Source organism: Haloarchaeobius marinus, from assembly GCF_051207415.1.
GTDB lineage: Archaea > Halobacteriota > Halobacteria > Halobacteriales > Natrialbaceae > Haloarchaeobius.
This window is the reverse complement of record NZ_JBPKGD010000005.1, coordinates 26,903-53,567: the sequence shown is the minus strand read 5'-3', so window position 1 is coordinate 53,567 and position 26,665 is coordinate 26,903. Positions and strand designations below refer to the sequence as shown.

The following is a 26,665-nucleotide window of genomic DNA, read 5'->3' as shown; positions in this document are numbered from 1 at the left end:
GGTCACTTCGCCTCCGGGTCGACGTTCTCGGTCGTCGGGAGTTTCCAGGCCGGGACGATGTCACACTCCGGCAGGTCGCGGAGCACGTCCTCCGGCCCCGGCGGCGCGTACACCGCGAGGAGGACGAGTGGTTCCCACCCCGTGTTGACCGTCCCGTGCTCGACGCCTTCGGGGACGAACACCATGTCGCCGGTCGCGATGTCGCGGGTCTCGTCGGCGACCTCCTGCTCTCCCTCCCCGCGGACGACGTACAGTATCTCGTCGCTGTCGGGGTGAGTGTGACGCTCGTGTCCCTTGCCCGGTTCGAGTTTGACGACGCCCGCACTGAACCGCTCGCCGCCGGTGACGTCGGGGGTACTCATCCACTTCAGGACGCCCCAGTCGAACAGCTGGCTCTCCACGTCGTCGGGTTCGACGAAGTACTCGGACGTGGCCATCAGAACTCGACCTCCTTGAACTCGCGGGCCTGGTCCTCGATGGCCTTCTCGGTCGGCAGTCGCTCGATGCTGGACGCGCCGAAGAAGCCGACGACGCCGTCGGTGTGTTGCAGGACGTACGCCGCGTCGTCCGGCCAGGCGATGGGACCGCCGTGACAGATGACCATGACGTCGTCGTTCACCTCCTTCGCGGCGTCGTGGTGGGCCTGGACGCGTTCGGCGGCCGTCTCCAGGTCCAGTGCGGTCTCGGCCCCGATGTCGCCGGAGGTCGTGAGTCCCATGTGCGAGACGACGACGTCGGCGCCGGCCTCGGCCATCTCGCGTGCCTGGTCCTCGCTGAAGACGTACGGGCACGTGAGCATCCCCTGGTCGGACGCCTCGCGGATCATCTCCACCTCCTGGTCGTACCCCATCCCGGTCTCCTCCAGGTTCTGTCTGAAGCCGCTGTCCTCGTCGATGAGGCCGACCGTGGGGAAGTTCTGTACGCCCGAGAACCCGCGTCGGCGCAGGTCCTCGATGAACACGTCCATCTCCCGGAAGGGGTCTGTCCCGTTGACGCCCGCGAGGACCGGCGTGTCCTCCACGACCGGGAGAACCTCCTGTCCCATGTCGAGGACGATCTCGTTCGCGTCGCCGTAGGGCAGCAACCCGGCCAGCGACCCCCGCCCGTTCATCCGGTAGCGTCCCGAGTTGTAGATGATGAGCAGGTCGACGCCGCCGCGCTCCGCGAACTTCGCCGAGATGCCGGTTCCCGCGCCTGCCCCGACGACGGGTGCTCCCGATTCGACCGTCTCCCTGAGTCGTGCGAGCGACTCGTCGCGTGTGTGCTTCATGCTCGTACCACGTGATAACACATGACAACCTGGGCGAAGAATCTTTCTCAGGTCCACCTGCTCTGGCGTCCGACGGCTACCCGGTCGATGGCCAGGATGCCGACCGCCGACGCTCCACCTCCAGAACAATGATACTCCTGTCTGAATAATTTCAACACAATGCCTTCTGCCGAGGACGTTCGCCTCGCCGTGGTCGTCGCGGACGCGTCGACGCTGGACGAGACGGTTGCACTGGGTATCGAGGAGTTCGGTACCGACCGCCTCGTCGTCACCGTCTTCTGTCCCGACAGACCGCTCGCCGACAGGGTCGGGTCGCTCCTGGACGACCGGGGCCTGGACGCGACCGTCGAGGTCCTCGGCCCGTTCTCCGTCGATACCCTTGCGGACGCCATCGAGACGGCCGCCGCCGAACGGGTCGTGGTGGACCCCCACGTCTCCCGTTCGTCGCTCCGGTCGCACCTGCCCGAGGTCCCGATACACGTGCGCCCCCGGCCCACGTCGCCGCGTCGCTCGCACAGGAGACTGCGACGACGGACCGGGTGGGCACAGCGAGCGACCCTCTTCGCGCTCTCGTTCGGGTTCTACCTGCTCCTCGGGGACCAGACGCCGTTCGACGTCGTCACGGGTGCCATCGCGGCCACCGTCGTCGTCCTGCTCCTGTCCCACGTCACGTTCACGGCCCCGCCGACGCTGCGTCGGTCCCTGCCCCGTGTCGCCCGGGCGGTTCTCTTTCTCCCGTACCTCGTCTGGGAGATACTCCGGGCGAACGTCGCGATGGCGGCCGTCCTCCTCGACCCTCGCCTGCCCATCGACCCCTCCCTCGAGGCGGTCGACGTCGCGGCCGACTCGGACCTCGAACGGGCTATCCTCGCGAACAGCATCACGCTGACGCCCGGGACGCTCACCGTCGACGTCGACGACTCGTCGCTCGTCGTCCACACCCTCACCGAGGCGTCGCGGACGAGTCTCCGCGAGCGCACCCTCGAACGGGCCGTCGGGTTCGTGTTCCGTGGGCGGGAGGCGGACGGATGACCGGCGTCGAGAGCGCCCTCGTCGACGACGCGATGGTGGGGGCCGCCCTCCTGGTCGTCGTCGCCGTGCTGGCCTCGTTCTACCGGGTGGTTCGTGGACCGACGCTCCCGGACCGGGTGGTCGCGGTCAACGGCATCGGCACCGCGACGGTGGTCGTACTCACCCTCCTCTCGGTCGGCCTCGACGAACCGGGGTTCATCGACATCGCCCTGGTCTACGCCCTGCTGAACTTCCTGCTCTCGCTCGGCCTCGCGAAGGTCTCCATCGAACGTGGAGGGGTACTGTGACGCCGACGGAGGCGGCCGTCCTCGTCTGCTGTGCCGGGACGGTGTTCGCGTTCGGACTCGCGACCCTCGGCCTGTTCCGGTTGCCGGACCTCTACTCGCGCGCCCACGCCACGTCGAAGGGCGACACGCTCGGGACGCTCTTCGCCGTCGCGGGGACCGGCCTCGCGGTCGGCCTCGGCGGCGACGCCGTCAAACTCGCCTTCCTGCTGGTGTTCGTGTTCGTGACGACGCCCACCGCGACGCACGCCATCGTCCGCGCCGCCGACGTCGAGGGGTACGACGCGTGGACGTCGGAGGTGGACGACGAGACATGACCGGCGCCGTCGTGGCCGCACTGCTCGTGTTGCTGCTCGTGGCGGCCGTGACGGTGGTCGCGTTCAGCGACCCGCTCGCGACGCTCGTCGCGTTCGGCGTGTACAGCCTCGGGATGGCGATGCTCTGGTCGGTGTTCCGCGCCCCCGACGTGGGGTTGACCGAGGCCGCCGTCGGCGCCGGCGTCACCACCGCCCTGTTCCTCGTCGTCGCCGTCCGGACCGGCCTCCCCCGACCGGGACCGTTCCGGTCCGTCGAGACCGTCCGACCCCGCTCGGTTGCGCTCGTCGCCGGGTTCGTCGTGGCGTTGCTGTGGACCGTCCCCGCGCTCCCGGCGGTCGGCGACCCGTCGGCACCCGGGTTCCAGCGCGTCGCTCCGGCCTACCTGGAGCGCGCCCCGGAGCTGGACGTGTCGAACGTCGTCACGGCCATCCTGGTCGTCTTCCGTGGGTTCGACACCTTCGGCGAGGTGGTCGTCGTCTTCGCCGCGGGCGTCGCCGTCCTCGTCGTGTTCGACCGCGAGGTGGTCCGATGACCGGTGCGGGACCACCCGGCGAGGACCGCCCGGACGCCCATCCCTCGGGGCGACCGCTGGACAGTCCCGTCGTGACGAAGACGGTCCGGTTGACGACGCCGTTCGTCGTGACGTTCGGCCTGTTCACGATGTTCCACGGGACGAGTTCCGTCGGCGGCGGCTTCCAGGGCGGCGTCGTCGTCGCTGCGGGCATCATCACCGTCGCGTTCTCGTTCGGCCTCACCCAGACCAGGCGCTGGCTGAGTGCGCCGACGCTCACCTGGTTGGCCGTCTCCGGGGTCCTCGTCTTCGCCACCGTCGCCACCGTCGCGATTCTGTTCGGTGGCGAGTTCCTCGACCTGTCGGCCTACCCCGTCCCGAAGGCGGTCGTCTACGGCGTCGAACTGGTCGAACTCGGCATCGGCGCGACGGTGGCGACGACCATCCTCGTGATGGTCCTGCAACTGGGCGTGGAGGCCGACCGATGACCGCAGTGTTCGGCGGGCGGGCGGCGTACGTCGTCGCCGTCCTGCTCATGGGACTGGGACTGTACGTCCTGGTGGACGACGAGAGCCTCGTCAAGAAGGTGCTCGGTCTGAACCTGTTCCAGACGGGTATCTTCCTCGTGTTCATCGCTGCCGCCGTCCGGACCGGGGGACAGTCACCCCTCGTCTCGGGACCGGGCGAGGGACCGTACGTCAACCCCCTCCCGCACGTCCTCATCCTGACGGCCATCGTCGTCGGCGTGAGCGTGACGGCCCTCGCGGTCGCCCTCGTCGTCCGCATCTACGACGAACGGGGCACCGTCCGGGCGGACCGACTCCACGACTCGACCGACGGGGTGGACCGGCGTGAGTGACCTCGTGCCGTTCCTGGTGACGATTCCCATCGTGGCCGCGACGGCTCCCCCCGTGCTGGCACGGCGGTTCGACCGGATCGGGTGGCCCGTCGCCGCCGTGGGGTTGCTCGCCCAGACGGTGCTCGCGGCGTGGGTCGCCTGGACGGTGGCGGTCGACGGGCCGATGCAGACCGTCGTGGGGGGCCTGCCGGCGACGCTCGGCATCGAACTCGCGGTCGACCGCCTCTCGGCCGTCTTCGTCCTGCTCGTCGCGGTGGCGGGGCTCTGGGGTCTGGCCTACACGCGCCGGGGTGGTCCCCGGACGGCGACCGGGTACACGCTCTACCTGCTACTGGTCGCGGGGTCGACCGGCATCTGCGTCACGCGGGACGTGTTCAACCTGTACGTCTTCCTCGAGATAAGCGGCCTCAGCGCGTACGCCCTCGTCGCGGTGGGCGACGACGCCGGTGCAGCGCCGGCCGCGCTGAAGTACCTCCTCGTCGGCACCGTCGGCGCGTCGCTGTACCTGCTCGGCGTCGGGTACCTGTACGTCGCGACCGGGACGCTGAACATGGGGGCGCTTTCGTCGCTGCTGGCCACCGTCGGGTACGACGACCGCCTCGTCCTCGCTGCGTTCGGCCTCGTCGTCGTCGGCCTCGGCGTGAAGATCGCGCTCTTCCCAGTCCACACCTGGAAGCCCGACGCCTACCAGACGGCCCCGGCCGGAATCGCGGCCGTCCTCGCCGTCATCGTCTCGACCGTCGCCGCCTACGCGCTGATTCGGCTCCTCGTCTCGGTGTTCACCGTGGACTTCCTCGCGGCGAACCAGCTCGTCGTCGCGGGCCTGCAACTGGCGGCCGTCGTCAGCATCGTCGTCGGCGCTGCGCTCGCCCTCCTCCAGCGGGACGTCCGTCGGATGCTCGCCTACTCCAGCGTCTCCCAGTTGGGCATCGTCGTCGCCGGCGTCGCACTCGGGACGCCCCTCGGCATCGTCGGCGGCGTCGTCCACCTGCTCGGTCACGCCGTGATGAAAGGCGGCGCGTTCGCGGCCGTCGGTGTCGTCGAATCCGCCACGGACGCCCGGACGGTCGACGAGTTCGCCGGCACCGGGGACCACCTGCCGGTCACGAGCGCCGTCCTCGCCACGCTCTCGCTCGGCCTCGTCGGCATCCCACCCCTCGTCGGCTTCTTCGGCAAGTGGTACGTCGTCCTGAGCGCGGTCCGGACCGGTGCCTGGGCCGTCGCGGTCGCCGTCCTCGTCAGCACCGTCCTGTCGCTCACGTACTTCGCACGCCTCGTACAGCGACTGTACCTCGAACCGGGCGACCGACGGGTCGATCCGGGGTCGGTGAGTCCGGGGATGGTGGCGGCCGGCGTCGTCGCCGCGCTCGTCGCGCTCGCACTCGGGTTCGCCTCGGCGGGCCTCGCCGACCTCCTGCTCCCGGCCGTGGAGGGGGGTCGCCCGTGACCACGCCGTCGGTCCTCCCCCTGGCCATCGTGGTCGTTCCACTCGCCGCCGTCGTGCCCATCCTAGCGTCGGGCGCTCGTCCGACCGTCCGGGAGGGCTGGACGTTCGTGGCTGCACTGCTCACGCTCGGCGTGACGTCGCTGGCCACGACCCGCGTCCTCAACGGCGTCGTGTCCGAGACGGTGCTCGGCGAACTCGTCCAGGGGACGCCCTTCGCCTTCCGCGTTGACGCCCTGGGCGCGCTGTTCGCGTTGCTCGCCTCGTTCCTCTGGCTGGTGGCGAGCGTCTACAGTGTCGGGTACATGCGCAGCCTGGACGAGCACGACCAGACGCGGTACTTCGCCGCGTTCGCAGCGAGCATCGGGACGACGATGGGCGTCGCGCTGGCGGCGAACCTGCTGACCCTGTTCGTCTTCTACGAACTGCTGACCGTCGCGACGTACCCGCTGGTCACGCACCACGAGACGGCGGAGGCGCGCCGGAGCGGCCGGAAGTACCTCGCGTACACCCTGACCGGAGGCGTTGCCATCCTCGCCGGCATCGTCCTCGTCTACGTGACAGCGGGGTCGGTCGACTTCGTCGCAGGCGGACTCTCCGGCCTCGAATCGGAACCGGTCGTCGCGACCGTCGCCTACGCGTTGCTGGTGGCCGGCTTCGGCGTGAAGGCAGCCGTGATGCCGTTGCACGGCTGGCTCCCCGACGCGATGGTCGCGCCGACGCCGGTCTCGGGCCTCCTGCACGCCGTTGCGGTCGTCAAGAGCGGCGTCTTCGGACTGGCCCGCGTCGTGCTGTTCGTCTTCGGCGTCGGAACCGTCCGGTCGCTGGGGCTGGGCGACCCCCTGGCGTTCGCGGCGGCGGCGACGATGCTGCTCGGCGGCGTGCTCGCGCTCCGCCAGGACAAACTGAAGCGCGGCCTCGCCTACTCGACGGTCAGCCAGCTCTCGTACATCGTGCTCGGCGTCGCACTGCTGACGCCGACGGCCGTCTTCGGCGCGCTCCTCCACCTGGTCGCCCACGCCTTCATGAAGATAACCCTGTTCTTCTGTGCGGGCGCCATCTACGTCGAGACCGACGTCGAGTACGTCGGCGAGATGGGCGGCATCTGGCGACGACTGCCGGCGACGATGACGGCGTTCGCCGTCGGGAGCGCCGGCCTCGTCGGCTTCCCCGGCATCGCCGGATTCGTCAGCAAGTGGCACCTGGTCCTCGGGGCGCTCGAAGCGGACGCCCTGCCCTACGCCGCAGTGTTCCTCCTCGCCGGCGTACTCAAACTCCTGTTCCTCTGGCCGGTCCTCCTGACGGCGTACTCGGGTGGCGACGCACTGACAGGGTTCAGACCGGTGCGGGACCACGACGACGGGGCGAGAAACGACGAACCCGCCGCGGCCCACGACGGCGGCAGAGAGGCTCCGGACGAGGACGAGCAGTCGACCGGGTGGGACCGCAGAACGCCCCTGACCGAGAGCACGTGGCGGTTGGTCGGGCCGATACTCGTCACGGCGGGCGGTGCCATCGTCCTCGGCGTCGTCCCGGACGCGACGCCGTTCTGGGACCTGGCCCGGACGGTCTCGACGGGGGTGGTCCCCTGATGGTCGACCCGCTCACGCTCCTCCCGCCCGCGGTCGTGCTGGTTCTGGCGGCGGTACTCGTCGCGGTCCTGCCGCGGCGGGCGGGGACACCCTTCGGTATCGGCCTGCCGGTCGTCGTGGCGACGTGGCTGGCGTTCGTCCCCGAGGGCGTCTACCTCCGGACGCGACTGTTCGGGTTCGACGTCGCCCTCCTGCACGTCGACCCGTTCTCGCGCACGGTCGGACTGGTCCTCGCGTTCCTCGCCGGCGCAGGCATCGCGTACGGCTACGGGACCGGTTCGTCGCGTCGCCAGCTATCGCTGTCGCTGCTCTACCTCGGTGCCGGCCTCGGCGCGGTCTTCGCCGGCGACTGGTTGACGCTGGTCGTCGCCTGGGAGGTGCTGGCCGTCGGTGCCACGGCCCTGGTCTGGGTCAGCGGCGACGCGTCGGCACGGCGGGCCGGCCTCCGGTACGCCATCTACCACGAACTGGGCGGCCTCGCACTCCTCGCTGCCGTCCTCGTACACTTCACGGAGGCGGGGACGTTCCTCTTCGACGGCGGCGGCCTGGCTGGCGGCCTCGCCGCGACGCTGGGACTCGTCGGCATCGGCCTGAACGTCGGCTTCGTCAGCCTGCACCCGTGGCTCGTCGACACCTACCCGCGACCGCACGTGGCGACGAGCGTCGTCCTCGCCGCCTGCACCACGAAGGTCGGCGTCTACGCGCTCGCCCGGGCGTTCCCCGACGGCGGAGTCCTCCTGGCGTACCTCGGTGGTGTGATGCTCGTCGTCGGCGTCACGTACGCCATCCTCCAGACGGACGTCCGGCGACTCCTCTCCTACCACATCGTCTCGCAGGTCGGGTTCATGGTCGCCGGCATCGGCATCGCGTCACCGCTCGGGGTCGCCGGCGCGTTCGCCCACCTCGTCAACAACGTCCTGTACAAGAGCCTGCTGTTCGCCGTCGCCGGCGTGCTCGTCGTCCGGACCGGCGAATCGAACCTGAAGCGACTCGGCGGCCTCGCCCGACCGATGCCGGTGACGCTCGCCGCGTTCCTCGTCGCCGCGCTCGCCATCTCGGGCGTGCCGGGGTTCAACGGGTTCGTCAGCAAGGCGATGGTCGTCGACGCCGCCGAGGACGCCGGCCTCGACGTCCTCTGGTGGCTGCTCGTCGTCGGGAGCGTCGGGACCGTCGTCTCGTTCGCCAAGTTCGGCTACTACGCCTTCTTCCACGGCGACCACGGTCACGACGTCGCGGACGCCGGCCGGATGGAGACGCTGGCGTTCGCGGCCCTGGCCATCCCGTGTGTCGTCTTCGGCCTCGTTCCGGCCCTCCAGTTCGCCGTGCTGCCCGGGTCTACCGAGGCGGCCAAGCCCTTCGCCACGAGCCAGTTCGTCAAGGCCGGCGCGATACTCGCGGCGGGCGGCGTCGCGTTCGTCCTCCTCAGGGACGCACTCGGTCGCGTCTCGGGCGTCCCCGACCTCGACTCGGTGTACCATCCCGCCGGGAACCGCCTGCTGTGGGCCGGGACCGTGGCCGTCGGCGAGACGGCGTCACGGCTCGATTCGGCCGTGCGCCGGGCGACGGCGGCGGCGATACGGGTCGCGTCCCACCCGGAACGACTCCGTGAGGAGGGACCGCTAGGCCCCGTCCCCGACGACAGCATCGGGACGGGCATCGCGCTCCTGGTCCTCGCACTCGTCGTCGTGCTCGGCCTGCTGTTCGTCTGAGCCGAGTCCCCGTTTTATTACTCGCGTCGCCGACTCCCTACACATGGCGAAGCCGAACTACGAGGCGTTGGTCTCGTTCCTGCACGACCGCTTCGGCGACTCGCTCCGGTGGGTCGCGGCGTTCGACCACGAAGCGTTCTCGTATCACGTCCACTACATCCGGAAGGGGCTGGAGTCCGAACTCTCCGAACAGGAACTTGACGTCGTCATCCACCGGTCGATGACTGTCTTCAACAAGGACCACGTCGAGGACGTGTACTCCCACCTCGGCGAGGCGCGGTCCCTCGTCGTCGAACACGAGCGTGCGATGGCGATTCACCTCTACCTGGACGACCGGAACGGCGTCGTCGTCAAGGTCGAACGCGGCGAGGAGGTCACGCTCCCCGAGTTCCGGGAGGCGTGTCTGGCGCGACTGGAGGGGTGAACCGGTTGGCAACAGATGGTGGTTCGCACGGACGTACTCGTCGACCTCGCACTGGTCGCCGTCGCCGTCGTCGGCCTATGGTACGGAGCGTTGCAGTTCGTTCGGGGGGCCGGTCGCATCGCGAGGCGACTCCGACTGCCCGGACTCGTCGTCGGCCTCACGGTCGTCGCCTTCGGGACCTCGGCCCCGGAGTTCGCCGTGACCCTCGACGCCGCACTCGCCGCGAAGTCGGACATCTCCGTCGCGAACGTCGTCGGGTCGAACGTCGTGAACCTCGGGTTCATCCTCGGCGGGGTCGCCCTCGTCCGCGAGTTGCCCACCTCGCAGGACCTCGTCAGGCGCGACAGCGTCACGTTGCTCGGGGCGACCGTGCTGGTCTTCGCGCTGCTGTGGGACCTGCGACTCTCACGACTCGAAGGGGGCCTGCTGTTAGCCCTGCTGGCGGCGTACCTCTTCGTGCTCGTCCGGACGGGAAGCGGCAGCCTCCGCCCCGAGGAGCGCGCACCAGTCGCGTTCCAGTGGACCGACGTGGTCCGGCTGGTCGGCGGCCTCGCCATCGTCGTCGCCGGGGCGCACCTGCTCGTCCTCGCGGCGTCGAACCTCGCACGAGACGCGGGCGTCTCGGAGTGGGCCATCGGCGTGACCATCGTCGCCGCCGGCACCTCGATGCCGGAGTTCGCCACCTCGATGGTCGCGGTCCGGCGCGGCCGAACCGGCATCTCCGCGGGCAACCTCGTCGGAAGCTGCGTCTTCAACTTCCTCGGCGTGCTGGGACTCGCGGCGCTCGTCAGACCGCTTCCCGTCGCCAACACGGCCATCGAGAGCATGGCCTGGCTGCTCGGTATCGTGCTCGTCGTGACGGTGCTCTTCTGGTCCCGGAACGTGCTCTCCCGGCTCGAAGGCGGTCTCCTGGTCGGGCTGAACGCCATCAACTGGGTCGTGGACTTCCTCCCCTGACGTCACCGGCCGGAACCGGGTGACACTGTATCCACGGACCGGGCTGGTCACCCGGAGGTAACGACCACGTCCGTGACTTCGGCGTCGAGCACCGGGACCGACGACCGGTCCTCGACGATGGCGACGTACGTCGCAGTCTTGGCGACCGCTGCCAGCGACGCGCCGAGGACGAGCCCGACCCACATCGAGAGGGCGGGGATGCCGCCGAGGACGACCACGTGCTGTTCGAGCAGTGCCGGAAGCTGCTTCGTTCCGACCGCCATGTCGACCGCGACTGCGAACTGCATCACGAACAAGGGGATCGAGAACAGCGTCCCGACCACCGGAACGACGCCGAGGTGCACTGCGGCCACGTCTCCGACGTTCGAGCGGACCATCGACGCGCTCTCGCGGAACATCTCGACCGTTGGGGCCCCGTCGAGGACGGCCGCGGGCGTGACGAAGAACGTCAGCGCGACGTAGGAGGTCCCGACGGTCGCGGCGAACACCGTCCCGAGTCGTTCGGTCCGGCGTTCGAGGAGTGCGACGACGAGGCCCACCGCACCGGTGAGGACGGCGAGGACGACGAGCTGTGGAAGCGCCCTGAACGCGTCGGCCACCCCTGCCCCGATGGAGACCGGTTCGCCGTCGACGAGTCGGGCCGTGCATGCGACCAGACCGGCGTTCGTGAAGAGAACGACCGTCGCGAGGGCCGAGAACAGCAGCAACGTCGACGCGTACAGTCCGAACGTGAACGCGGAGAGCGGGTCCAGTCCGACGGTCTCGATCAGCGCGACACCGACAGCCCTTGTGAGTGGCCGGAAGACCAGGAAGAATCCCAGCCAGACGAGCAACGACCCACCCACCCCGAGCGCCGGAAACCAGCCGAGCCTGGGGTGGTCCCGGAGGAACGCCACGGTCCGAATCGTCGGCTGGATTCCATTGCTCAGTATGGCACCGGCGTTTCTACGCATCCGTCGACCGGTCTCGCCGTTGGGGAATCAATCTAGCGGCCGTTCCGGTCGTCGTCGGCACCCCCGCGGTCTCGACGCATCGTCCGCGGTCGCCGACGAGCGGACCGGCAACGAGCGACCTCCCGTTCGCGACGCCGAGCGAGTGGTCTTCCCGTCCCGATTGCTGTTGAGACGGTCCACACGTCCTCCCCGGTTCGACCTGAGATACGTGTCTGTGGTGTCATCGAACGTGACGTTCGGAGAACGCTTAACATCGATATCGTGCTACAATATACCATGGAACTGTTCGAACAGACGCGTCGCCGGTTCGTCAGACTGGCGAGTGGCGTCACGGCCGTCGGTCTCGCGGGGTGCGTGGGAGGCGACGGCGAGAGTCCGGCCACCGAATCGCCGTCACCGACCGAGGAGGGCGGAGCCCCGGCGGACACCGCCACCACGACGGGCGGGGACGGTGAGATGGACGGGGAGGAAGAGGAGCTACCGGAGGGCGTCTCGGAAGAGGAGTTCGTGAGCGGCCCCGTTCCAGAGGAGTACCGCACTGCGACGTCGCAGGCTGGCGAGCAGCGCGACCCCGACGGGCTGGTGACCAAGGAGGCGGCGAGGTTCCAGGAGGCCTCGGAAGCGGTCGCCGCCGGACTCGCCCCCGAGGGCCAGACCTGCGAGAACTGCGAGGAGTTCATCCCCGACAAGAACGGCGACGGGTTCGGTGCCTGCGTGAAGGTCGAGGGCTACATCGGCGCCGATGACTGGTGCGGTCTCTGGGAGGCCATCGACGAGGACGACGAGTAGAATCACCGACCTGCCACTTCTGCCACACCGCGTTCGGACGCGACCACGCGCCGCCCTGTCCCCGAGAACACGTACGGCGATGGCCGGCCGGGACCGCCGCAGTTTTCCCCGTCGGCGGAAATCGGGAGCCGACGACACGATGGAACACGACGAACGCGAACGAGCGTACGGACGCGACGAGTACTACTGGGGGACCGAACCGAACGACCTCGCCAGACGGACCCTGGAGCACCTGCCGTCGGACGGGTCGGTCACCGTGCTGGACGTCGGGGCCGGCGAGGGGCGCGACGCCGTCTTCTTCGCCGAGCAGGGCCACGACGTGTACGCGATGGACGACTCGCCGGCGGGCCTGGCGAAGGCCCGACGACTGGCCGACGAACGCGGCGTCGAGGTCCGGACCCTGGAGGCCGACGTCAACGACCTGGCGGTCCCGGAACCGGTGGACGTCGTCTACTCCGTCGGGGCCGTCCAGTACCTCCGCCCCGAGAACCGCCGCCGGCAGTTCCGGGCGTTACAGGCCGCGACGACGCCCGGCGGCGTCCACGTCGTCTTCGCGTTCGTCGACCACCCCGACGTGCCGACCCCGCCAGACTGGACCGAGAACGAGCACTTCTACGACCCCGCAGAGCTGGCCGACTACTACTCGACGTGGACGACCCTCGACGCCGAATCCATCGTCTTCGAGGACGACTCCGGCGGCGAACCGCACGAACACGCGGCAGAGGTGCTCTTCGCCCAGAAACCGGAGTGACGCCGACCAGGTCGCTCGCTCGGGCACCGGGCCTACCTGGTGCCGGTCCGACCGAGGGCATCGTCCTCCCGGTGCGACCCTATTCATCTGGAAACAACGCCTATGCGCCGCGCCGTCGAACCGTCGAGGTACGATGGTCGACCAGATCACTGCCGAGGAACTCGCCGACAAACTCGACGCGGGCGAGTCGTTCCTGCTCGTCGATACACGGCCGGAGAACAGTTACGAGGCCTGGCACGTCAGGGGTGCGAAGAACGTCCCGTACGACCCGCGAGAGGGCGTCAGCGACGAGCAACTGGAGACGGTTCGGGAGCTCACGGACGGGGACCAGTTCCTCACCATCTGCGGCAAAGGGCTGACGTCGACGCCGTTCGCGTTCGACATGGAGGAGCACGGGTTCGACGACGTGACCGTCGTCAAGGGAGGGATGGAGGACTGGAGCAAGGTGCACGAGGTCGTGCCCATCGAGACCGGCAGCGACGACCTGGTCCTCCGCCAGATACAGCGACGCGGCAAGGGCTGTCTCGGCTACGTCGTCGGGTCGCGCGAGACCGGCGAGGCCGCCGTCGTGGACGTGACGCGCCAGCGCGAGGTCTACGAGATAGCCGCCGAAGAGGCCGGACTGACCATCGGGACGGCCGTCGACACGCACGTCCACGCCGACCACATCTCGGGGACGCCGGCCCTCGCCGAGACGCTAGGCGTCCCGTACCTGCTCGGTGCGGGGGCGAGCGACCGGGACGTCGAGTACGACTACCGACCCGTCGAGGACGGCGACACCATCAAGGTCGGCAACGTCGAGTTGACCGCCCTCCACGCGCCGGGTCACACCACGGACATGGTGAACTACCTCGTGGACGACCAGTTCCTGCTCTCGGCCGACACGCTGTTCGTCGACTCGGTCGGCCGGACCGAACTCCAGTTCGGGGACGAGGGGGCCGCAGAGGGCGCAGAGCAGTTGTACGACACGCTCCACGACGTGATACTCGAACTGCCGGACGACACGCGGGTTTTGCCGGGGCACGTCTCCGTGACCCCCGACGGCCGGGTCGAGGGCGGGACGCCGGGCGAACCCATCGAGGCGACCCTCGGTGCCCTCCGCGAGCGCCTCGACCTCCTGCAACTCGACAGGGAGACGTTCGTCGACCGACTCGTGGAGAACGCCCCCGAGAAGCCCCCGAACTACGAGACCGTCATCGACATCAACACCGGCCGCACCGCGGTCGAGAGCGACAGCGAGGCGACGGAACTCGAACTCGGTCCGAACAACTGCGCCGCGTGACGGGTCCGCCGGGACGAGAGAGCCGTCCGTTCGTTCTCGGGGTCAGCCCCGCGTGACGATGGTGCCCCACCGTTCTCGAACCGACGAAACCCGTTTTCGGGTAAGCCACGACCCGTGTGGCTCCGGCCATGCCCGCACCCATCACGGAATCGGTATGCATGCTGGAATAGGAAAGCATATGTGGCGCGTCCAAGTCGGTCGAACCACACGATGTACACCGGAGTCATCGAGGAGACCGGGACGGTCCGAGCCGTCGGACGTACTGTGGGCGACCGCGGCCGCAGAACCGCCGCAGACGATGGGTCACACGCCACGGCCCACGACGCCGGACGCTCGTCCACGGCCGGACGTACTTCCACAGGGCGACGCACCTCCACAGACGGCCCCTCGAAACTCGAACGATGATGCAGGCGACGCTCTTCCAGCTGGACGATTACGGACCGTGGACGACGACGCCGGCGCCCCGTGCCGAGATGGACCTCCAGACGCTCCAGTCGCGGGTCTACGCCGACGTCGCCTCCTTCGTCGGGTCGCGCGACGGGTACGCGTTCTACGCCCGGGGCGACAACCTGCTCGCGTTCACCAGCGGCATCGACCGGGGCGCACACGAGACGCTCCAGTCCACCATCCGCAACCGGTACCCGGTCACCCTCAGCGCGGGCATCGGGACCGGGTCGACGCCACGGAGCGCCGTCGAGGACGCGACCGACCGCCTCCAGGCAGCGGGGAGTGCCCAGGACAGCACCCGGACGGAAGCGTGTCGCGGCACGGCGCTGGCGGCTGCCGACCCCTTCCACGTCGCGCACTTCGACGTCGTCGACGCGACGGCGACCTACACCGACGAGACGGGGGCGTACGATTCGTTCCTCGCGATGACGAGTACCTTCGAGGCCGTCTCGCGCACCCTGTACGAGCACCACGGCCTCGCGTTCTTCGTCGGCGGCGACAACGTCCTCGCGCTGTGTCCCCTCCTGGCCGAATCGACGTACGACGGTGTCATCGACGAGGCCCGGGCGAGGGCCGGCGTCGACCTTCGCGTCGGCGTCGGGCAGGGCGTTACGCCGGCGACGGCGGGGATGGACGCGAAACGCGCACTCGAGGTCGGCCGCGAGTCCGACCGGGCGACCGTCTTCGCGGACGGCGCGACGGCACCGCCCGCGGACGCGGCCGACTGACGGGTCCGTCGCCGCGCCTGCCCCGATTCTCAGTCGTCTGGAATCGGCGACCTCGTTTTTTTAACGGTACGTCGTACCACCGTACATGACGCGAACCCAGACGAGGAGACAAGGACCGGACGTGATATCGCTCGCTCGTGGTGCAGTGTGGCTCATCGCCGCCGTCCTCTCGCTGGGCGGACTGTACCTGTTGCTCTCGGACGCCGGCATCCTCACGCACCTGTCGCCGATGATCGTCGGCACGGTGCTCGCGACGCTCGTGCTCGGCGTCGTGATGGCGCTGCTGGCCCGGAAGCGACGGCGGACGCCCCCGGCGCAGTCCTTCCACCGGTAGTCCCTAACCGAGTTCCCTTCTCGCCACGTCGTCGTCAGAGCCGCCGAGAGGAGTTGCCGACGACGAGGAGGCTCGACGCCGCCATCGCGACCGCGGCGACCAGCGGGTTGAGGTAGCCGAGCGCTGCGGCGGGGATGGCGAGCGCGTTGTAGCCGAGCGCCCAGGTCAGGTTCTCCCGGATGCGACGGCGGGCGCCCGTCGTCAGCGAGAAGACCTCCGGCACGCGGTCGAGGTCGGCGCTGGTCACGACGACGTCGGCGGCGTCGGCTGCGAGGGCCGTCCCGGAGTCGAGGGCGATGCCGACGTCGGCGACGGCGAGGGCGGGTGCGTCGTTGCTGCCGTCGCCGACCATCGCGACGGTGCCGTCGGCGGCGAGGCGTTCGACGACGGCGACCTTCCCCTCGGGTGGCACGCCGGCGAACACGTCGGCGACGGCCTCGTGGTCGCGAAAGCGCTCGGCGGCGCGTTCGTCGTCGCCGGTGAGGACGACGACGCGCTTGCCCCGGTCGGCCAGCCTGGAGACCACGGCCGCCCAGCCGTCGCGGGGGTCGTCGCCGACGACGACGAGTCCACGGGCGCGCCCGTCCCAGCCGACGACCACGGGGACGTCGCCGTCGGCCCGGGCGTCGTCGACCCCGTCCCGCACGAAGTCGGGGATGGACCAGCCACGCGCCGCGAACAGGTCCGGGTGGCCGACGACGACCCGGTTGTCGTCGACGTCGGCGCTGACCCCGCGGCCGGGGTGGTTCTCGAAGGCCGTCACGTCGGCGTCCGTCTCGGGTGCGGCGTCGGCGACCGCGTCCGCGATTGGGTGGGTCGCGAGTCGTTCGACCGCGCCGGCACGGGCGAGCACCTCGTCGCCGCCGTCGACGCGGTGGACGCGCATGTCGCCGGTGGTGAGGGTGCCGGTCTTGTCGAACACGACGGTGTCCGTCTCGGTGGCGTCCTCGAAGACGCTCCCGTCGCCCACGACGATACCGCGGTCCAGCGCGGCCGTCACGCCGGAGGCGACGGCGAGTGGCGTCGCGAGGCCGAGCGCACACGGACAGGACACGACGAGCACGGCGAGTCCGGTGAGTAGCGCCGCCGTGACGGACGCCCCCGTGGCGAGCTGGACGCCGACCGCGAGCACGGCGACGAGGACGACCAGCGGGACGAACACGCCGGCGAGTCGGTCCGCGAGGCGCTGGGCGCGCGAGCCACCCGCCTGGACGTCCCAGAGGAGCGTGACCAGGCGGTCGATGGTGCTCGCGCCCCCCTCGTCGACGGCGACGACGAGCGGAGCGTCGGTCACGACGCCGCCGCCCGGCACCGGGTCGCCGGGTTCGACGCGGACGGGGACCGACTCGCCTGTCAGAAGCGACTCGTCGACGGCGGCGGTGCCCTCCACGACGTCGCCGTCGACCGGGATGCGTTCGCCGGGTTTGACCAGCAGTTCGTCGCCGGCGGTCAGGGCCTCCACGGGGACGGTCTCGGTTCCGGTTCCGGTGCGACGGCGCGCGTCGGTCACCCGTTCGCCGGTGAGGTCCGCCAGCGTGCCGGCGGCCCGGCGCTTGACGCGAGCCTCGTAGTAGTTCCCGACGGCGACGGCCATGACGACGACGACGGTGATGTCGAAGTAGACGTCGACCCCGCCGAGGAGCATCGTCGCCGTGCTGTAGAGGTAGGCGTTGACGGCGGCCAGCGACACGAGCAGGTCCATGTTCGGGTGCCCGGCGCGGAGGCTGACGTACGCGCCCCGGAGGATGGGACGGCCGGTGAAGACCAGCACCACCGTGGCGTTCACGAAGACGTTCGCGAGCAGGTAGCCGCCGAACGACCCCGAGAGGTCCGCCAGCAGGAACTGCGCGTCCAGTCCGAGGTACGTGGGATAGAGGATGAGGACGTACCACAGCATCGTCATCATGCCGAAGAAGCCGCCGACGAGCAACCGCAGGAGTTCGCTCCCGTCGTCTCCCTCCTCCTCGTCGAGTCCGTGGCCGCTGTAGCCGGCACGGTCGAACAGGCCCGGCAGGTCCTGCTCGCGCAGGCGCGACGGGTCGTACACGACGCGGGCGAGGTCGTTCGCGTAGTTCGTCTCGACGTCGACCACGCCGGGTTCGTCCCCGGCCTCGTGTTCGAGGAACGCCTCGCACGTCGTGCAGTGCATCCCGTCGACGCGGACGTAGGCCGTCTCGCCGTCGGACAGGGCCCCCTCGTCGGCGTCGGCCTCGCCCTCGTCCTCGTCCTCGTCGACGACCGCCCGGGCGTCGTCAAGGTCGTCGAACTCCCGGGAGACGGCGAGACACCCCCGACAGCAGAACTCGCCCTCGACGTCTCCCGCGGTGACGGGCGGGTCGGGCGTCGGCAGGTCACAGAGGTCACAGGACATGGCGTCAGTACGTCGGCATCGGCATGGGCAGTGGAACGTGCGGGACGTGGATACCGAAGACGGCCAGGCCGTTCGACAGCGGGATGACCCCCAGCACGACGAACGCGACGCCGAGCGCACGGTGCAGGCGGACGCGGTCTGCGGTGTTCACGGCACCGACGACGGTCCCGTAGAGGAACACCGCGGGGAGCGTCCCGAGGCCGAGCGCGGCCAGCGAGAGCGCCCCCTCCGTCGGCGCACCGGTGCCGAAGGCGTAGAGGAACGCCGGGTAGAGGATCGGACACGGCAGCAGGCCGTGGACAGCACCGAGGCCCGCGATGCCGGGCCCCTCGACCCAGCCGTCGACCCTGGCCGTGAGAGCGCCGTAGACGCGCCCGAACGCGCCGTCGAGTCCGGGGACGCGGTGGTCGGGGACGGTCCCGCGGAAGACGTAGACGAGGCCGGTCCCGACGACGAACAGACCGACGACGATGCCGGTCACGGAGCGCACGACGTCCGCGAGGGGCGTGACCGCGGCGGCGTCGAAGAACACCAGCCCGAGCGCGCCGAACAGCGCGCCGACGACCGCGTAACTGGCGGTCCGGCCGAGGTTGAACAGGAGGTGCTGCCGGACGTCGTACCACCGGAGGCGCTTCCTGTCGCCGCCCATGCGGTCGGCGTACATGGTCACGAGCGGACCGCACATCCCGATGCAGTGTGCGCCGCCGAACAGGCCGACCACGAAGAACGCGGCCAGCGACGCGTCGCTCACGCGACCACCCCTGGAGCGTCGCTCCAGTGTACTCGCACTCGCTCGCGATGCTCGCTCATGCGACCACCCCCGGAGCAGAGCCCCGGTATACTCGCACTCGCTCACGACGTTCGCTCACGCGACCACCCCCGCGACTGCCGCGAGGTGCCAGACGCCGGCCGCGACGACGAGCACGCCCGCGACGCGGTTCGCGTGCTCTGCGACGCGGGGGAGCGTGTCGGTCCCGACGTCGTAGCCGGCACCGGCCAGCAGGGTGACGCCGACGAGCGGGAGCGCCATGCCGGTGCCGTACGCACCGACGGAGAGGGCCGCCACACCCGCCGGCTGGGCGAGCGACTGTCCGAGGACGGCGACGAAGACGGGGAGCAGGCACCCGGCCGCGGCGACGGCGTAGCCCGCGCCGAACACGGCGAACCCGGCCACCGAACGGCGGCGCTTCGGGAGCGCCACGTGGACGTCGACGCGACCGGACAGCAGGGCGACGCCGACCACGACGAGGGCCACCCCGACGACCGGTTCCGCGACGGTGAGGGCGTCCAGGGCCTGCCTGCCGAGCGTCGACAGAACGAGCGCCGCGAGTGCGAACACGGCGAGCACCCCCACACCGGCCGCGACGCTCCTGACGAGTGCGCCGGACATCGGGTCCTCGTCGTCGGCGTTGGCCACGTAGTAGCCGACGTAGCCCGGGAGGAGCGGGTAGGCACACGGCGCGAAGGTCGAGGCGGCGCCCGCCGTGAAGGCGGTGACGAGGCTCTCGTTCATGCGACGGCCCGCACCTCCTCGACGACCCGGTCGGCGCTGGTGACGCCCGACTCCGACCACGTGACCCGGCCGTCCGGTGCCACGACGGCGGTGAACGGTATCTCGCGGGCACCCAGTCGGTGGATGAGCGTGCTGTCGTCGTCGAGCGCGACGGTCCACGTGCCGCCCGCGTCGGCGAACCAGTCCGCGACGTCCCGCCGGGTCAGGCGCTCGCCGACGAGTTCGTTCGAGACGGAGACGAACGTCGCGTCGACGTCGAGTCGCTCCCGGGCCGTCGAGAGGGCCGCCACCTGGTCGTCACAGGGGCGACAGGACGTCGCGAACAGGTCCACGACGGTCGGGACGCCGGACCCGGGGACGGTGACCGCGCCGGCGTCGCCGCCGTCCGGGCCGACCGCGTCGACGGTCGCGGGTTCGAGGGTGTCCGGACCGTCGCTGGACAGCGCGAACCGGGCACCCAGTCCGACCGCGACGCCGCCGCCGACGCCCGCGAGGAGCGTCCGGCGGTTCACGCGCCACCCGCCTCCTCGAGCGCCCGGTAGTCGTCGTACAGTCGGTTCCAGTCCGGTGCTTTCGACTGGTAGGCGCGTTCGACGTAGCCGTCGGCGTTGGCCAGGAGGACGAGGGCCGTGTGTGCGAACATGTACATGTCCATCTCCTCCGGGTGGGTGCGCTCGAACGCCACGCCGAACTCGTCGGTGACGACGTCTTCGGCCTGCTCCGGGTCCGCCGGCCTGAGGAAGTACCAGTCCTCGGGTGCGACGTCGTGCTGCTCGCGGTACTCGCGGAGTCGGGCCGCGGTGTCGCGCTCGGGGTCGAACGTCACCTCGAAGAAGGCGACGTTCTCGCGGCGTCCGTCGCGCGAGGCCGCCGTCTGGACGTTGCGCAGCGCCGTCGTCAGCACCGGGCACACCGTGTTGCAGTGACTGAAGACGAACGTCACGAACGCGGCGTGGTCCTGGTCGGCGAGGTCAACCGTCGTGTCGTGGAGGGGTGCGTGGAGACTCGTCGCCGGCAGTTCGTCGCCGTGGACGGGATACGGGAGTGCGTCCGCGTCGTACTCCCGGTCCGGTTCGGACAGGTAGGTGTTCGGCAACCCGCCCGACCCGCCCGCGAGACAGCCAGCCGACGCCGACGCGACCGCCGCCCCGAGAGTGCCGAGGTACGCACGTCGCCGCATCTCAGTGGGCCACCTCGTCCGGGTCGGTCTCGCTCGGGCCGAACATCCGCAGTAGGCCCCACGTAATGAGCAGTACGTTCACCACCGCGAGCGCCGGATACAGGGTTCTACTCGTCGAGTAGGCGAGGATGGCCGGGATTGCGAGGAGCGCGAGGTACGCGACCTGTCGTACGTTCATGTGGGGCCGTACAGACCTCGGTAGCTTTCAGATATCGTCGATTCCCGACCACTGGGAATCGACTTCCAGATATAGGGGGAACTGGGGTAAACGCCCGACCGTGCAATGTTGTGGATAGACTGCAATCGGACGTGGCACGCTCGTGCCAGCGCCGACCAGCGGAGGTGGTGGCAGTGAGCGACGAGGCACCGGTCGTACGGGAGCAGGCGGCCGACGACGTCGTCACGCGCGAACGGGCGGACGACGTCGCCGTCGCCGGTTCGTCGGACGAGGACCTCGACCACGAGGACTTCGACCCGGTCGGCACGCTCGCCCTCATCGCCGTGTACTTCCTGATACTGGTGGGCATGTGGGTGTTCGTGTACTTCGTCGAGTTCCTCGGGAACGGACCGACGGTGGTGGGCTGACGTGCACATCCACAAATACGAGAAACTCTGGCTCGTGGCGTCGTTGCTGCTCATCGTCGGCTTCATCGCGACCGTCACGTACGGGGCCGTCGGCCTGGGCATCCAGATGGTGGACGACATTGGTGGGACGGTCGACCCGCAGAACCTCGACAACCACTCCGAGTTCTCCGACCCCGGCGTGCGAAAGACCGGACCGAACGAGTACGAGGTGTACGTCGTCACCAGGCAGTTCCTCTTCGAACCGGGGACGAACCAGCCGATCCGCGTGCCGAGCAACTCCGAGGTCACGTTCCACATCACGAGTGCGGACGTGATACACGGCTTCGAGGTGGCCGGCACGAACGCGAACACGATGGCCATCCCCGGACAGGTCGCGACCATCACGGTCGAGTTCGACGAGCCCGGTACCTACGGCCTCGTCTGCAACGAGTACTGCGGCGGCGGGCACCACGTGATGGAGGGCAAACTCGTCGTCGTCCCCGAAGACGAGTACACCTACAACGGGAGTGATTCGTCGTGACGTTCGTCGAGGAGTACCCCTTCGAGGCGAAGGTCGTCCGCGTCTGCTTCGCCATCAGCTTCGCCGCGCTGGGCATCGGCGGGTTCATGGGGATGGTACAGGCGCTCCACCGCACCGGCGTCCTCCGGGTCATGGACTCCACCGACTACTACACCGTCCTGACCTCCCACGGCGTGTTGCTCGCGCTGGTCTTCACCGTCTTCTTCCTCGCGGGCATCTTCACGTGGGGGGTCACGCGGAGCCTCGACAGACCGCTCCCGAACCCGGCGGCGACGAAGGCGTGGATCGCGCTCATGACCGTCGGCACGCTGTTCGCCACGGTCGCCATCCTCGGCGGCTTCGTCGACAGCATCCCGTTCAGCGCGGACGTCCTGTTCACGTTCTACGCGCCGCTACAGGCACACCCCATCTTCTACATCGGCCTGTCGATGTTCCTGCTGGGGACGTGGCTCGCCGGCCTCGACTGGATACAGACGTTCCGCGCCTGGCGCGCGGACAACCCGGACGAGCGCGTCCCGCTCCAGACGTTCATGGCCATCGTGACGATGCTGATGTGGTACATCGCCACGCTCGGACTGGCCATCGAGGTGCTCGTGTTCCTGCTGCCGTGGTCGCTCGGTCTCATCCCCGAGGTCGACCCGCTGCTCACGCGCACCCTGTTCTGGTACTTCGGCCACCCCGTGGTGTACTTCTGGCTGATGCCGGCGTACTTCGTGTGGTACACCATCCTGCCGAAGCTCTCGGGCGGCCGCCTGTTCAGCGACCCGCTCGCCCGCGTCGTCTTCCTGCTGTTCCTGGTGCTGTCGACGCCCGTCGGCTTCCACCACCAGTACCTCGACCCCGGCATCCCGACCGGGTTCAAGTTCGTCGCGATGACGAACACGATGTTCCTGTTGCTCCCGAGTCTGTTGACCGCGTTCACCGTGGTCGCCAGCATGGAGTACGGCGCCCGCAAGAACGGCGGGACGGGCTACTTCGGGTGGCTCCGCACGCTCCCGTGGGACGACCCCGCGTTCGCCGGGGCCGCGCTGGCCGGCCTGATGTTCGCCGGCGGCGGGTTCTCCGGCATGGTCAACGCCGGGTTCAACATCAACTACCTCGTGCACAACACGCTCTGGGTGCCCGGTCACTTCCACCTCACCGTCGGGACGGCCTCCGCGCTGACGTTCATGGCCGTCTCGTACTGGCTGTGGCCACAGGTCACGGGCAAGCGCCTCCAGCACCGCCGCCTGGCGACGGCCCAGCCGTACGTCTGGTTCGTCGGCATGACGCTGATGTCGAACGCGATGCACCGCGGTGGCCTCGCCGGTCTCCCGCGTCGCACCGCCGAACCGGAGTGGAACGTCGCACAGGACGTCGTCTTCGACACGCCATTCGGGACCATCCCGGAGATACAGATACAGATCGCCGTCGGCGCGACGGCGCTGTTCGTGGGGCTGGTCATGTTCCTCATCGTGATGACGGGGACCTGGCTGGTCGAGCAGAAGGGCACCATCGAGGTCGACGGCACGATTCCGGCGCCGCTCTCGGGGCCCAGCGACAGTCCGCGACTGCTCGACGACTTCCGCATCTGGGTGGCGCTCGCCGTCGTGTTGGTCGCCATCGCGTACGGCTTCCCGCTGTACAGCCTGGTGGCCGACGGCGCCTTCGCGCCGGGGGTGCCGCCCGCCCCGACATGAAGCGACGGACGGTCGTCCGCCTCCTCGTCGGCCTCGGCGTCGGCATCCCCGTCGCCATCGAGAGCGCGACCCTGTTCGGCCTCGTGTTCGGCGACGGCGATGGCGGGTCGGACGCACCGGAGACGACGGTCGCGTCCCCGGGGTCGACCGTCCTGCCCGAGACGGGACCGACCGAACGCATCGATGCCGTCGAGCGAACCGACGCCGGCGTGCGCGTCGAGGTGTCCGTCGCGAACGACACCCGCGAACCGTACGAACTCCGACTGACCGGCGTCGAGACGGCCGACGGTGGGATAGTGTCGGAGACTGTGTCGACCGGCCGCATCCCCGCCGGCGAGGCCCGGTCAGTCGGCGGCGAGTGGGCCGTCCCTGCGGACACGGACATCGTCGCGCTCCACGTGACGGCCGTGACCTACGGCGCGAACGCGGTCATCACGAACGACCGACGCGCCCCCATCGCGGTGGCCTGAGCAGTCGGTCCGGTCGCCGACAGGTACGACGGCGGAGTTCGGGCCCGGACTGGAACGGATTCCCAGGCCGTGTCGCGTAACCTTCACTTTCCTGCGAAACCCTGACGGAGACGCCGAGTACCGGGTCGTTCCAGAACCGACGACCGGAGCAGAAACGCGAGGTTTCCGCAAGTACGGCGCGAAACGACGGCGATTGGGATATAATAACAATGCACCCGGGGAGTCCATAGACTCCTCAATAGGCGAACCCATCTGTCACGGGGCACCACGGACCCGGTTCGTGGGACCGATTCGCCCCCCAGAGGGCGTCCTATCGACCGTCGACAGGGAGAACACCATGCCACGACAAGAATTTCACGGACAGATCGGACGCACGTACGACGAATCGGAACCGTGGTGGCCAGAACAGACCCGGGCGCCGGAGGACGCACCGAACGTCCTCATGGTCGTCCTCGACGACGTGGGCTTCGGGCAGTTAGGCTGCTACGGCGGACTCGTCGACACACCGAACATCGACCGACTCGCGGAGAACGGCCTCCGGTACAACAACTTCCACACGACCGCGCTGTGCTCGCCGACGCGGAGTTGCCTGTTGACGGGCCGCAACCACCACTCGAACGCCATGGCGGGCATCACCGAGATATCGACCGGTTTCCCGGGCTACAACGGGCACATCCCCCACGAGAACGGGTTCCTCTCCGAGGTGCTCGTCGAGGAGGGCTACAGCACCTACGCGCTGGGCAAGTGGCACCTCACGCCGGCCGAGGCCACGAGCGCCACCGGACCGTACGACCAGTGGCCGCTGAACCGCGGGTTCGAACGCTACTACGGGTTCCTCGGCGGCGATACAGATCAGTACACGCCGGCGCTGGTCCACGACAACCACCAGGTCGAGCCGCCGGCGACGCCCGAGGAGGGCTACCACCTCACCGAGGACCTCGCCCAGCGCACCATCGAGTTCATCGGCGACGCCAAGCAGGTCGACCCCGACAAACCCTTCTTCACCTACTTCTGCCCGGGTGCCTGTCACGCGCCCCACCAGGTGCCCCAGGAGTGGGCCGACAAGTACGAGGGCGAGTTCGACATGGGCTGGGACGAGGCAAGGGAGGTCATCCTCGAACGACAGAAGGAGATGGGCGTCGTCCCCGAGGGTACCGACCTCTCGCCGCAGAACCCGGACGTCGACCGGTGGGACTCGCTCTCGGACGAGGAGCAGGAGCTCTACGCCCGCATGATGGAGGTGTTCGCCGGCTTCCTCGAGCACACCGACGCCCAGATAGGGCGGGTGCTCGACTACCTCGAGGAACTCGGAGAACTGGACAACACCCTGGTCATGGTGGTCTCGGACAACGGCGCCAGCGCCGAGGGCGGCCCCTCGGGCTCGGTCGACGAGAACCGCTTCTTCAACAACGTCCCCGAGGACTTCGAGGAGAACCTCGCAGCGATGGACGAACTCGGCGGCCCCGAGCACTTCAACCACTACCCCTGGGGCTGGACGTGGGCCGGCAACACCCCCTTCCGCCGGTGGAAGCGCGAGAGCTACCGCGGCGGCAACTCGGACCCCCTCGTCGTCTCCTGGCCCGACGGCATCGACGCCGAGGGCGAGGTCCGCGACCAGTTCGTCCACGCCATCGACCTCATGCCCACGGTCCTCGAAGCGACCGGCATCGAGGCGCCCGAGGAGGTGAAGGGGTACTCCCAGTCCCCCATCGAGGGCACCAGCTTCGCCTACAGCTTCGACGAGCCGGACGCGCCCGAACAGCACACCACCCAGTACTTCGAGATGCTGGCCACCCGCGCCATCTACCACGACGGCTGGCGCGCGGTTCACCCGTGGCCGTTCGGCCAACGGATCACGGCCGAGGACCTCTCGGCGACCAGCCTCGAGGAGTCCGGCTGGGAGCTCTACAACCTCGAGGAGGACTTCTCGGAGGCTCACGACGTGGCAGACGAGCACCCGGAGAAGGTGCTCGAACTCGCCCAGCTCTGGTGGACCGAGGCCGGCAAATACGACGTCCTCCCCCTCGACGGGCGCGGCACCCAGCGACTCGCGGAGGTGCGACCCCAGCCCGGCAAGTCGCGCGACCAGTACGTGTACCACCCCGGTGGGCAGTACATCCCCGAGAACGCCGCCGTCCGGGTGTTCAATCGCGACCACAGCATCACTGCGGACCTGGCGGTGCCGATGGGCGGCGCCGAGGGCGCCCTGCTCGCCCACGGTTCCCGCTCCGGTGGCTACACCCTGTACGTCGACGAGAACCGCCTCAAGTACGTCCACAACTACGTCGGCGTCGAGGAGTACGAGGTCGCCGCCGACGAGATGCTCCCGGAGGGTGACGTCTCGGTCCGTATGGAGTTCGAGGCGACCGGCGAAGCCGGCGTCACGAACGGGAAGGGCGTCCCGGCGACCGTCCGCCTGTTCTACGACGACGAGCAGGTCGGCGAGGGCGAGATTCCCGTGACGACTCCGATAACGACCGGCCTCACGGCCGGGCTGAGCTGCGGGAAGGACAGCGTCAACGCCGTCACCGACGTCTACCGCGACCGCACGCCGTTCGCGTTCACCGGTGACATCGCGCGGGTGACCGTCGACGTCAGCGGCGAGCCGTTCGTCCAGCCCGAGGCCGAACTGGACCGTATCATGGCGAGAGAGTAACCGGAGA

30 protein-coding genes are annotated in these 26,665 nt (G+C 69.4%); 21 read left to right on the top strand and 9 right to left on the bottom strand.

Annotated elements, in window-relative coordinates; genetic code table 11:
* Nucleotides 1-2: 2 nt before the first annotated feature.
* Together ACSC1W_RS16830 and ACSC1W_RS16825 are read right to left on the bottom strand one after the other, a co-directional pair.
* Nucleotides 3-437, bottom strand: a complete 435-nt coding sequence (locus ACSC1W_RS16830) for a cupin domain-containing protein (RefSeq protein WP_435348781.1) — start codon at nt 435-437, stop codon at nt 3-5.
* The gene (locus tag ACSC1W_RS16825) at nt 437-1,270 is read right to left on the bottom strand and encodes a phosphoenolpyruvate hydrolase family protein (protein WP_435348779.1); all 834 of its coding nucleotides are present in this window, start codon (nt 1,268-1,270) and stop codon (nt 437-439) included. The genes ACSC1W_RS16830 and ACSC1W_RS16825 overlap by 1 nt, the downstream gene beginning before the upstream one ends.
* Nucleotides 1,271-1,429: 159 nt before the next feature.
* Between ACSC1W_RS16825 and ACSC1W_RS16820 the strand changes: the two genes are divergently transcribed.
* Genes ACSC1W_RS16820 through ACSC1W_RS16770 form a run of 11 tightly spaced genes read left to right on the top strand, consistent with a single transcriptional unit; the run spans nt 1,430 to nt 10,400 of the window.
* Complete coding sequence (locus ACSC1W_RS16820) at nt 1,430-2,302, top strand: Na+/H+ antiporter subunit E (protein WP_435348777.1); 873 nt, start codon at nt 1,430-1,432, stop codon at nt 2,300-2,302.
* Complete coding sequence (locus tag ACSC1W_RS16815) at nt 2,299-2,589, top strand: monovalent cation/H+ antiporter complex subunit F (protein WP_435348776.1); 291 nt, start codon at nt 2,299-2,301, stop codon at nt 2,587-2,589. The genes ACSC1W_RS16820 and ACSC1W_RS16815 overlap by 4 nt, the downstream gene beginning before the upstream one ends.
* Nucleotides 2,586-2,903 carry a monovalent cation/H(+) antiporter subunit G gene (gene mnhG, locus ACSC1W_RS16810; RefSeq protein WP_435348774.1) on the top strand — a complete coding sequence of 106 codons (318 nt, stop codon included), beginning with the start codon at nt 2,586-2,588 and terminating at the stop codon, nt 2,901-2,903. The genes ACSC1W_RS16815 and mnhG overlap by 4 nt, the downstream gene beginning before the upstream one ends.
* Entirely contained in the window at nt 2,900-3,436 is a 537-nt protein-coding gene (locus ACSC1W_RS16805) for a DUF4040 domain-containing protein (RefSeq protein ID WP_435348772.1), read from the top strand. The genes mnhG and ACSC1W_RS16805 overlap by 4 nt, the downstream gene beginning before the upstream one ends.
* Nucleotides 3,433-3,903, top strand: a complete 471-nt coding sequence (locus tag ACSC1W_RS16800) for an MnhB domain-containing protein (RefSeq protein WP_435348770.1) — start codon at nt 3,433-3,435, stop codon at nt 3,901-3,903. Before ACSC1W_RS16805 ends, ACSC1W_RS16800 begins: the two co-directional genes overlap by 4 nt.
* On the top strand, nt 3,900-4,274 hold the full coding sequence (locus tag ACSC1W_RS16795) for a cation:proton antiporter subunit C (protein ID WP_435348768.1): 375 nt from the start codon (nt 3,900-3,902) through the stop codon (nt 4,272-4,274). Before ACSC1W_RS16800 ends, ACSC1W_RS16795 begins: the two co-directional genes overlap by 4 nt.
* A complete protein-coding gene (locus ACSC1W_RS16790; RefSeq protein WP_435348766.1) occupies nt 4,267-5,721 on the top strand; it encodes a complex I subunit 5 family protein in 1,455 nt (484 codons plus the stop codon). Before ACSC1W_RS16795 ends, ACSC1W_RS16790 begins: the two co-directional genes overlap by 8 nt.
* Complete coding sequence (locus ACSC1W_RS16785; protein ID WP_435348764.1) at nt 5,718-7,310, top strand: complex I subunit 5 family protein; 1,593 nt, start codon at nt 5,718-5,720, stop codon at nt 7,308-7,310. The genes ACSC1W_RS16790 and ACSC1W_RS16785 overlap by 4 nt, the downstream gene beginning before the upstream one ends.
* Nucleotides 7,310-9,019, top strand: a complete 1,710-nt coding sequence (locus tag ACSC1W_RS16780; protein ID WP_435348762.1) for a Na(+)/H(+) antiporter subunit D — start codon at nt 7,310-7,312, stop codon at nt 9,017-9,019. Before ACSC1W_RS16785 ends, ACSC1W_RS16780 begins: the two co-directional genes overlap by 1 nt.
* 43 nt (nt 9,020-9,062) lie before the next feature.
* Nucleotides 9,063-9,443 carry a DUF7522 family protein gene (locus ACSC1W_RS16775; protein ID WP_435348760.1) on the top strand — a complete coding sequence of 127 codons (381 nt, stop codon included), beginning with the start codon at nt 9,063-9,065 and terminating at the stop codon, nt 9,441-9,443.
* A gap of 15 nt (nt 9,444-9,458) precedes the next feature.
* Nucleotides 9,459-10,400 (top strand): calcium/sodium antiporter, encoded by a 942-nt coding sequence (locus ACSC1W_RS16770; RefSeq protein ID WP_435348758.1) that lies wholly within the window; start codon nt 9,459-9,461, stop codon nt 10,398-10,400.
* 47 nt (nt 10,401-10,447) lie between these two features.
* Here ACSC1W_RS16770 and ACSC1W_RS16765 read toward each other — a convergent pair whose 3' ends face one another.
* A complete protein-coding gene (locus ACSC1W_RS16765) occupies nt 10,448-11,353 on the bottom strand; it encodes a DUF6159 family protein (protein ID WP_435348757.1) in 906 nt (301 codons plus the stop codon).
* Between the two features lie 276 nt (nt 11,354-11,629).
* Here ACSC1W_RS16765 and ACSC1W_RS16760 point away from each other — a divergent pair, with 276 nt between their 5' ends.
* From ACSC1W_RS16760 to ACSC1W_RS16740, 5 genes are all read left to right on the top strand, one after another.
* A complete protein-coding gene (locus ACSC1W_RS16760; protein ID WP_435348756.1) occupies nt 11,630-12,142 on the top strand; it encodes a high-potential iron-sulfur protein in 513 nt (170 codons plus the stop codon).
* Between the two features lie 139 nt (nt 12,143-12,281).
* Entirely contained in the window at nt 12,282-12,893 is a 612-nt protein-coding gene (locus ACSC1W_RS16755; protein WP_435348754.1) for an SAM-dependent methyltransferase, read from the top strand.
* Nucleotides 12,894-13,026: 133 nt separating this feature from the next.
* Nucleotides 13,027-14,175 (top strand): MBL fold metallo-hydrolase, encoded by a 1,149-nt coding sequence (locus ACSC1W_RS16750; protein WP_435348752.1) that lies wholly within the window; start codon nt 13,027-13,029, stop codon nt 14,173-14,175.
* Nucleotides 14,176-14,576: 401 nt separating this feature from the next.
* Nucleotides 14,577-15,350, top strand: a complete 774-nt coding sequence (locus tag ACSC1W_RS16745; protein ID WP_435348750.1) for a GTP cyclohydrolase IIa — start codon at nt 14,577-14,579, stop codon at nt 15,348-15,350.
* An 85-nt stretch (nt 15,351-15,435) separates the two neighbouring features.
* Nucleotides 15,436-15,684 carry a hypothetical protein gene (locus tag ACSC1W_RS16740; protein ID WP_435348748.1) on the top strand — a complete coding sequence of 83 codons (249 nt, stop codon included), beginning with the start codon at nt 15,436-15,438 and terminating at the stop codon, nt 15,682-15,684.
* 34 nt (nt 15,685-15,718) lie between these two features.
* Here ACSC1W_RS16740 and ACSC1W_RS16735 read toward each other — a convergent pair whose 3' ends face one another.
* The 6 genes from ACSC1W_RS16735 to ACSC1W_RS16710 all read right to left on the bottom strand — a co-directional run bounded on the left by ACSC1W_RS16735 (nt 15,719) and on the right by ACSC1W_RS16710 (nt 20,926).
* Nucleotides 15,719-18,055 carry a heavy metal translocating P-type ATPase gene (locus ACSC1W_RS16735; RefSeq protein ID WP_435348747.1) on the bottom strand — a complete coding sequence of 779 codons (2,337 nt, stop codon included), beginning with the start codon at nt 18,053-18,055 and terminating at the stop codon, nt 15,719-15,721.
* 4 nt (nt 18,056-18,059) lie between these two features.
* The gene (locus ACSC1W_RS16730) at nt 18,060-18,806 is read right to left on the bottom strand and encodes a sulfite exporter TauE/SafE family protein (protein ID WP_435348745.1); all 747 of its coding nucleotides are present in this window, start codon (nt 18,804-18,806) and stop codon (nt 18,060-18,062) included.
* Between the two features lie 114 nt (nt 18,807-18,920).
* The gene (locus ACSC1W_RS16725; protein WP_435348743.1) at nt 18,921-19,568 is read right to left on the bottom strand and encodes a cytochrome C biogenesis protein; all 648 of its coding nucleotides are present in this window, start codon (nt 19,566-19,568) and stop codon (nt 18,921-18,923) included.
* Nucleotides 19,565-20,080, bottom strand: coding sequence for a TlpA family protein disulfide reductase (locus ACSC1W_RS16720; protein WP_435348741.1), 516 nt, complete (start codon nt 20,078-20,080; stop codon nt 19,565-19,567). Before ACSC1W_RS16720 ends, ACSC1W_RS16725 begins: the two co-directional genes overlap by 4 nt.
* Nucleotides 20,077-20,748, bottom strand: a complete 672-nt coding sequence (locus ACSC1W_RS16715) for an SCO family protein (RefSeq protein WP_435348739.1) — start codon at nt 20,746-20,748, stop codon at nt 20,077-20,079. The genes ACSC1W_RS16720 and ACSC1W_RS16715 overlap by 4 nt, the downstream gene beginning before the upstream one ends.
* A gap of 1 nt (nt 20,749) precedes the next feature.
* Nucleotides 20,750-20,926 (bottom strand): DUF8131 family protein, encoded by a 177-nt coding sequence (locus ACSC1W_RS16710; protein ID WP_435348737.1) that lies wholly within the window; start codon nt 20,924-20,926, stop codon nt 20,750-20,752.
* Nucleotides 20,927-21,099: 173 nt separating this feature from the next.
* Here ACSC1W_RS16710 and ACSC1W_RS16705 point away from each other — a divergent pair, with 173 nt between their 5' ends.
* From ACSC1W_RS16705 to ACSC1W_RS16685, 5 genes are all read left to right on the top strand, one after another.
* Nucleotides 21,100-21,333, top strand: coding sequence for a hypothetical protein (locus ACSC1W_RS16705; protein ID WP_435348736.1), 234 nt, complete (start codon nt 21,100-21,102; stop codon nt 21,331-21,333).
* A 1-nt stretch (nt 21,334) separates the two neighbouring features.
* Nucleotides 21,335-21,853 carry a cytochrome c oxidase subunit II gene (locus tag ACSC1W_RS16700; protein WP_435348734.1) on the top strand — a complete coding sequence of 173 codons (519 nt, stop codon included), beginning with the start codon at nt 21,335-21,337 and terminating at the stop codon, nt 21,851-21,853.
* Complete coding sequence (locus ACSC1W_RS16695; protein ID WP_435348733.1) at nt 21,850-23,532, top strand: b(o/a)3-type cytochrome-c oxidase subunit 1; 1,683 nt, start codon at nt 21,850-21,852, stop codon at nt 23,530-23,532. Before ACSC1W_RS16700 ends, ACSC1W_RS16695 begins: the two co-directional genes overlap by 4 nt.
* Nucleotides 23,529-24,002, top strand: a complete 474-nt coding sequence (locus ACSC1W_RS16690; RefSeq protein ID WP_435348732.1) for a hypothetical protein — start codon at nt 23,529-23,531, stop codon at nt 24,000-24,002. Before ACSC1W_RS16695 ends, ACSC1W_RS16690 begins: the two co-directional genes overlap by 4 nt.
* A 337-nt stretch (nt 24,003-24,339) precedes the next feature.
* Nucleotides 24,340-26,658 (top strand): arylsulfatase, encoded by a 2,319-nt coding sequence (locus ACSC1W_RS16685; protein WP_435348731.1) that lies wholly within the window; start codon nt 24,340-24,342, stop codon nt 26,656-26,658.
* Nucleotides 26,659-26,665 lie beyond the last annotated feature (7 nt).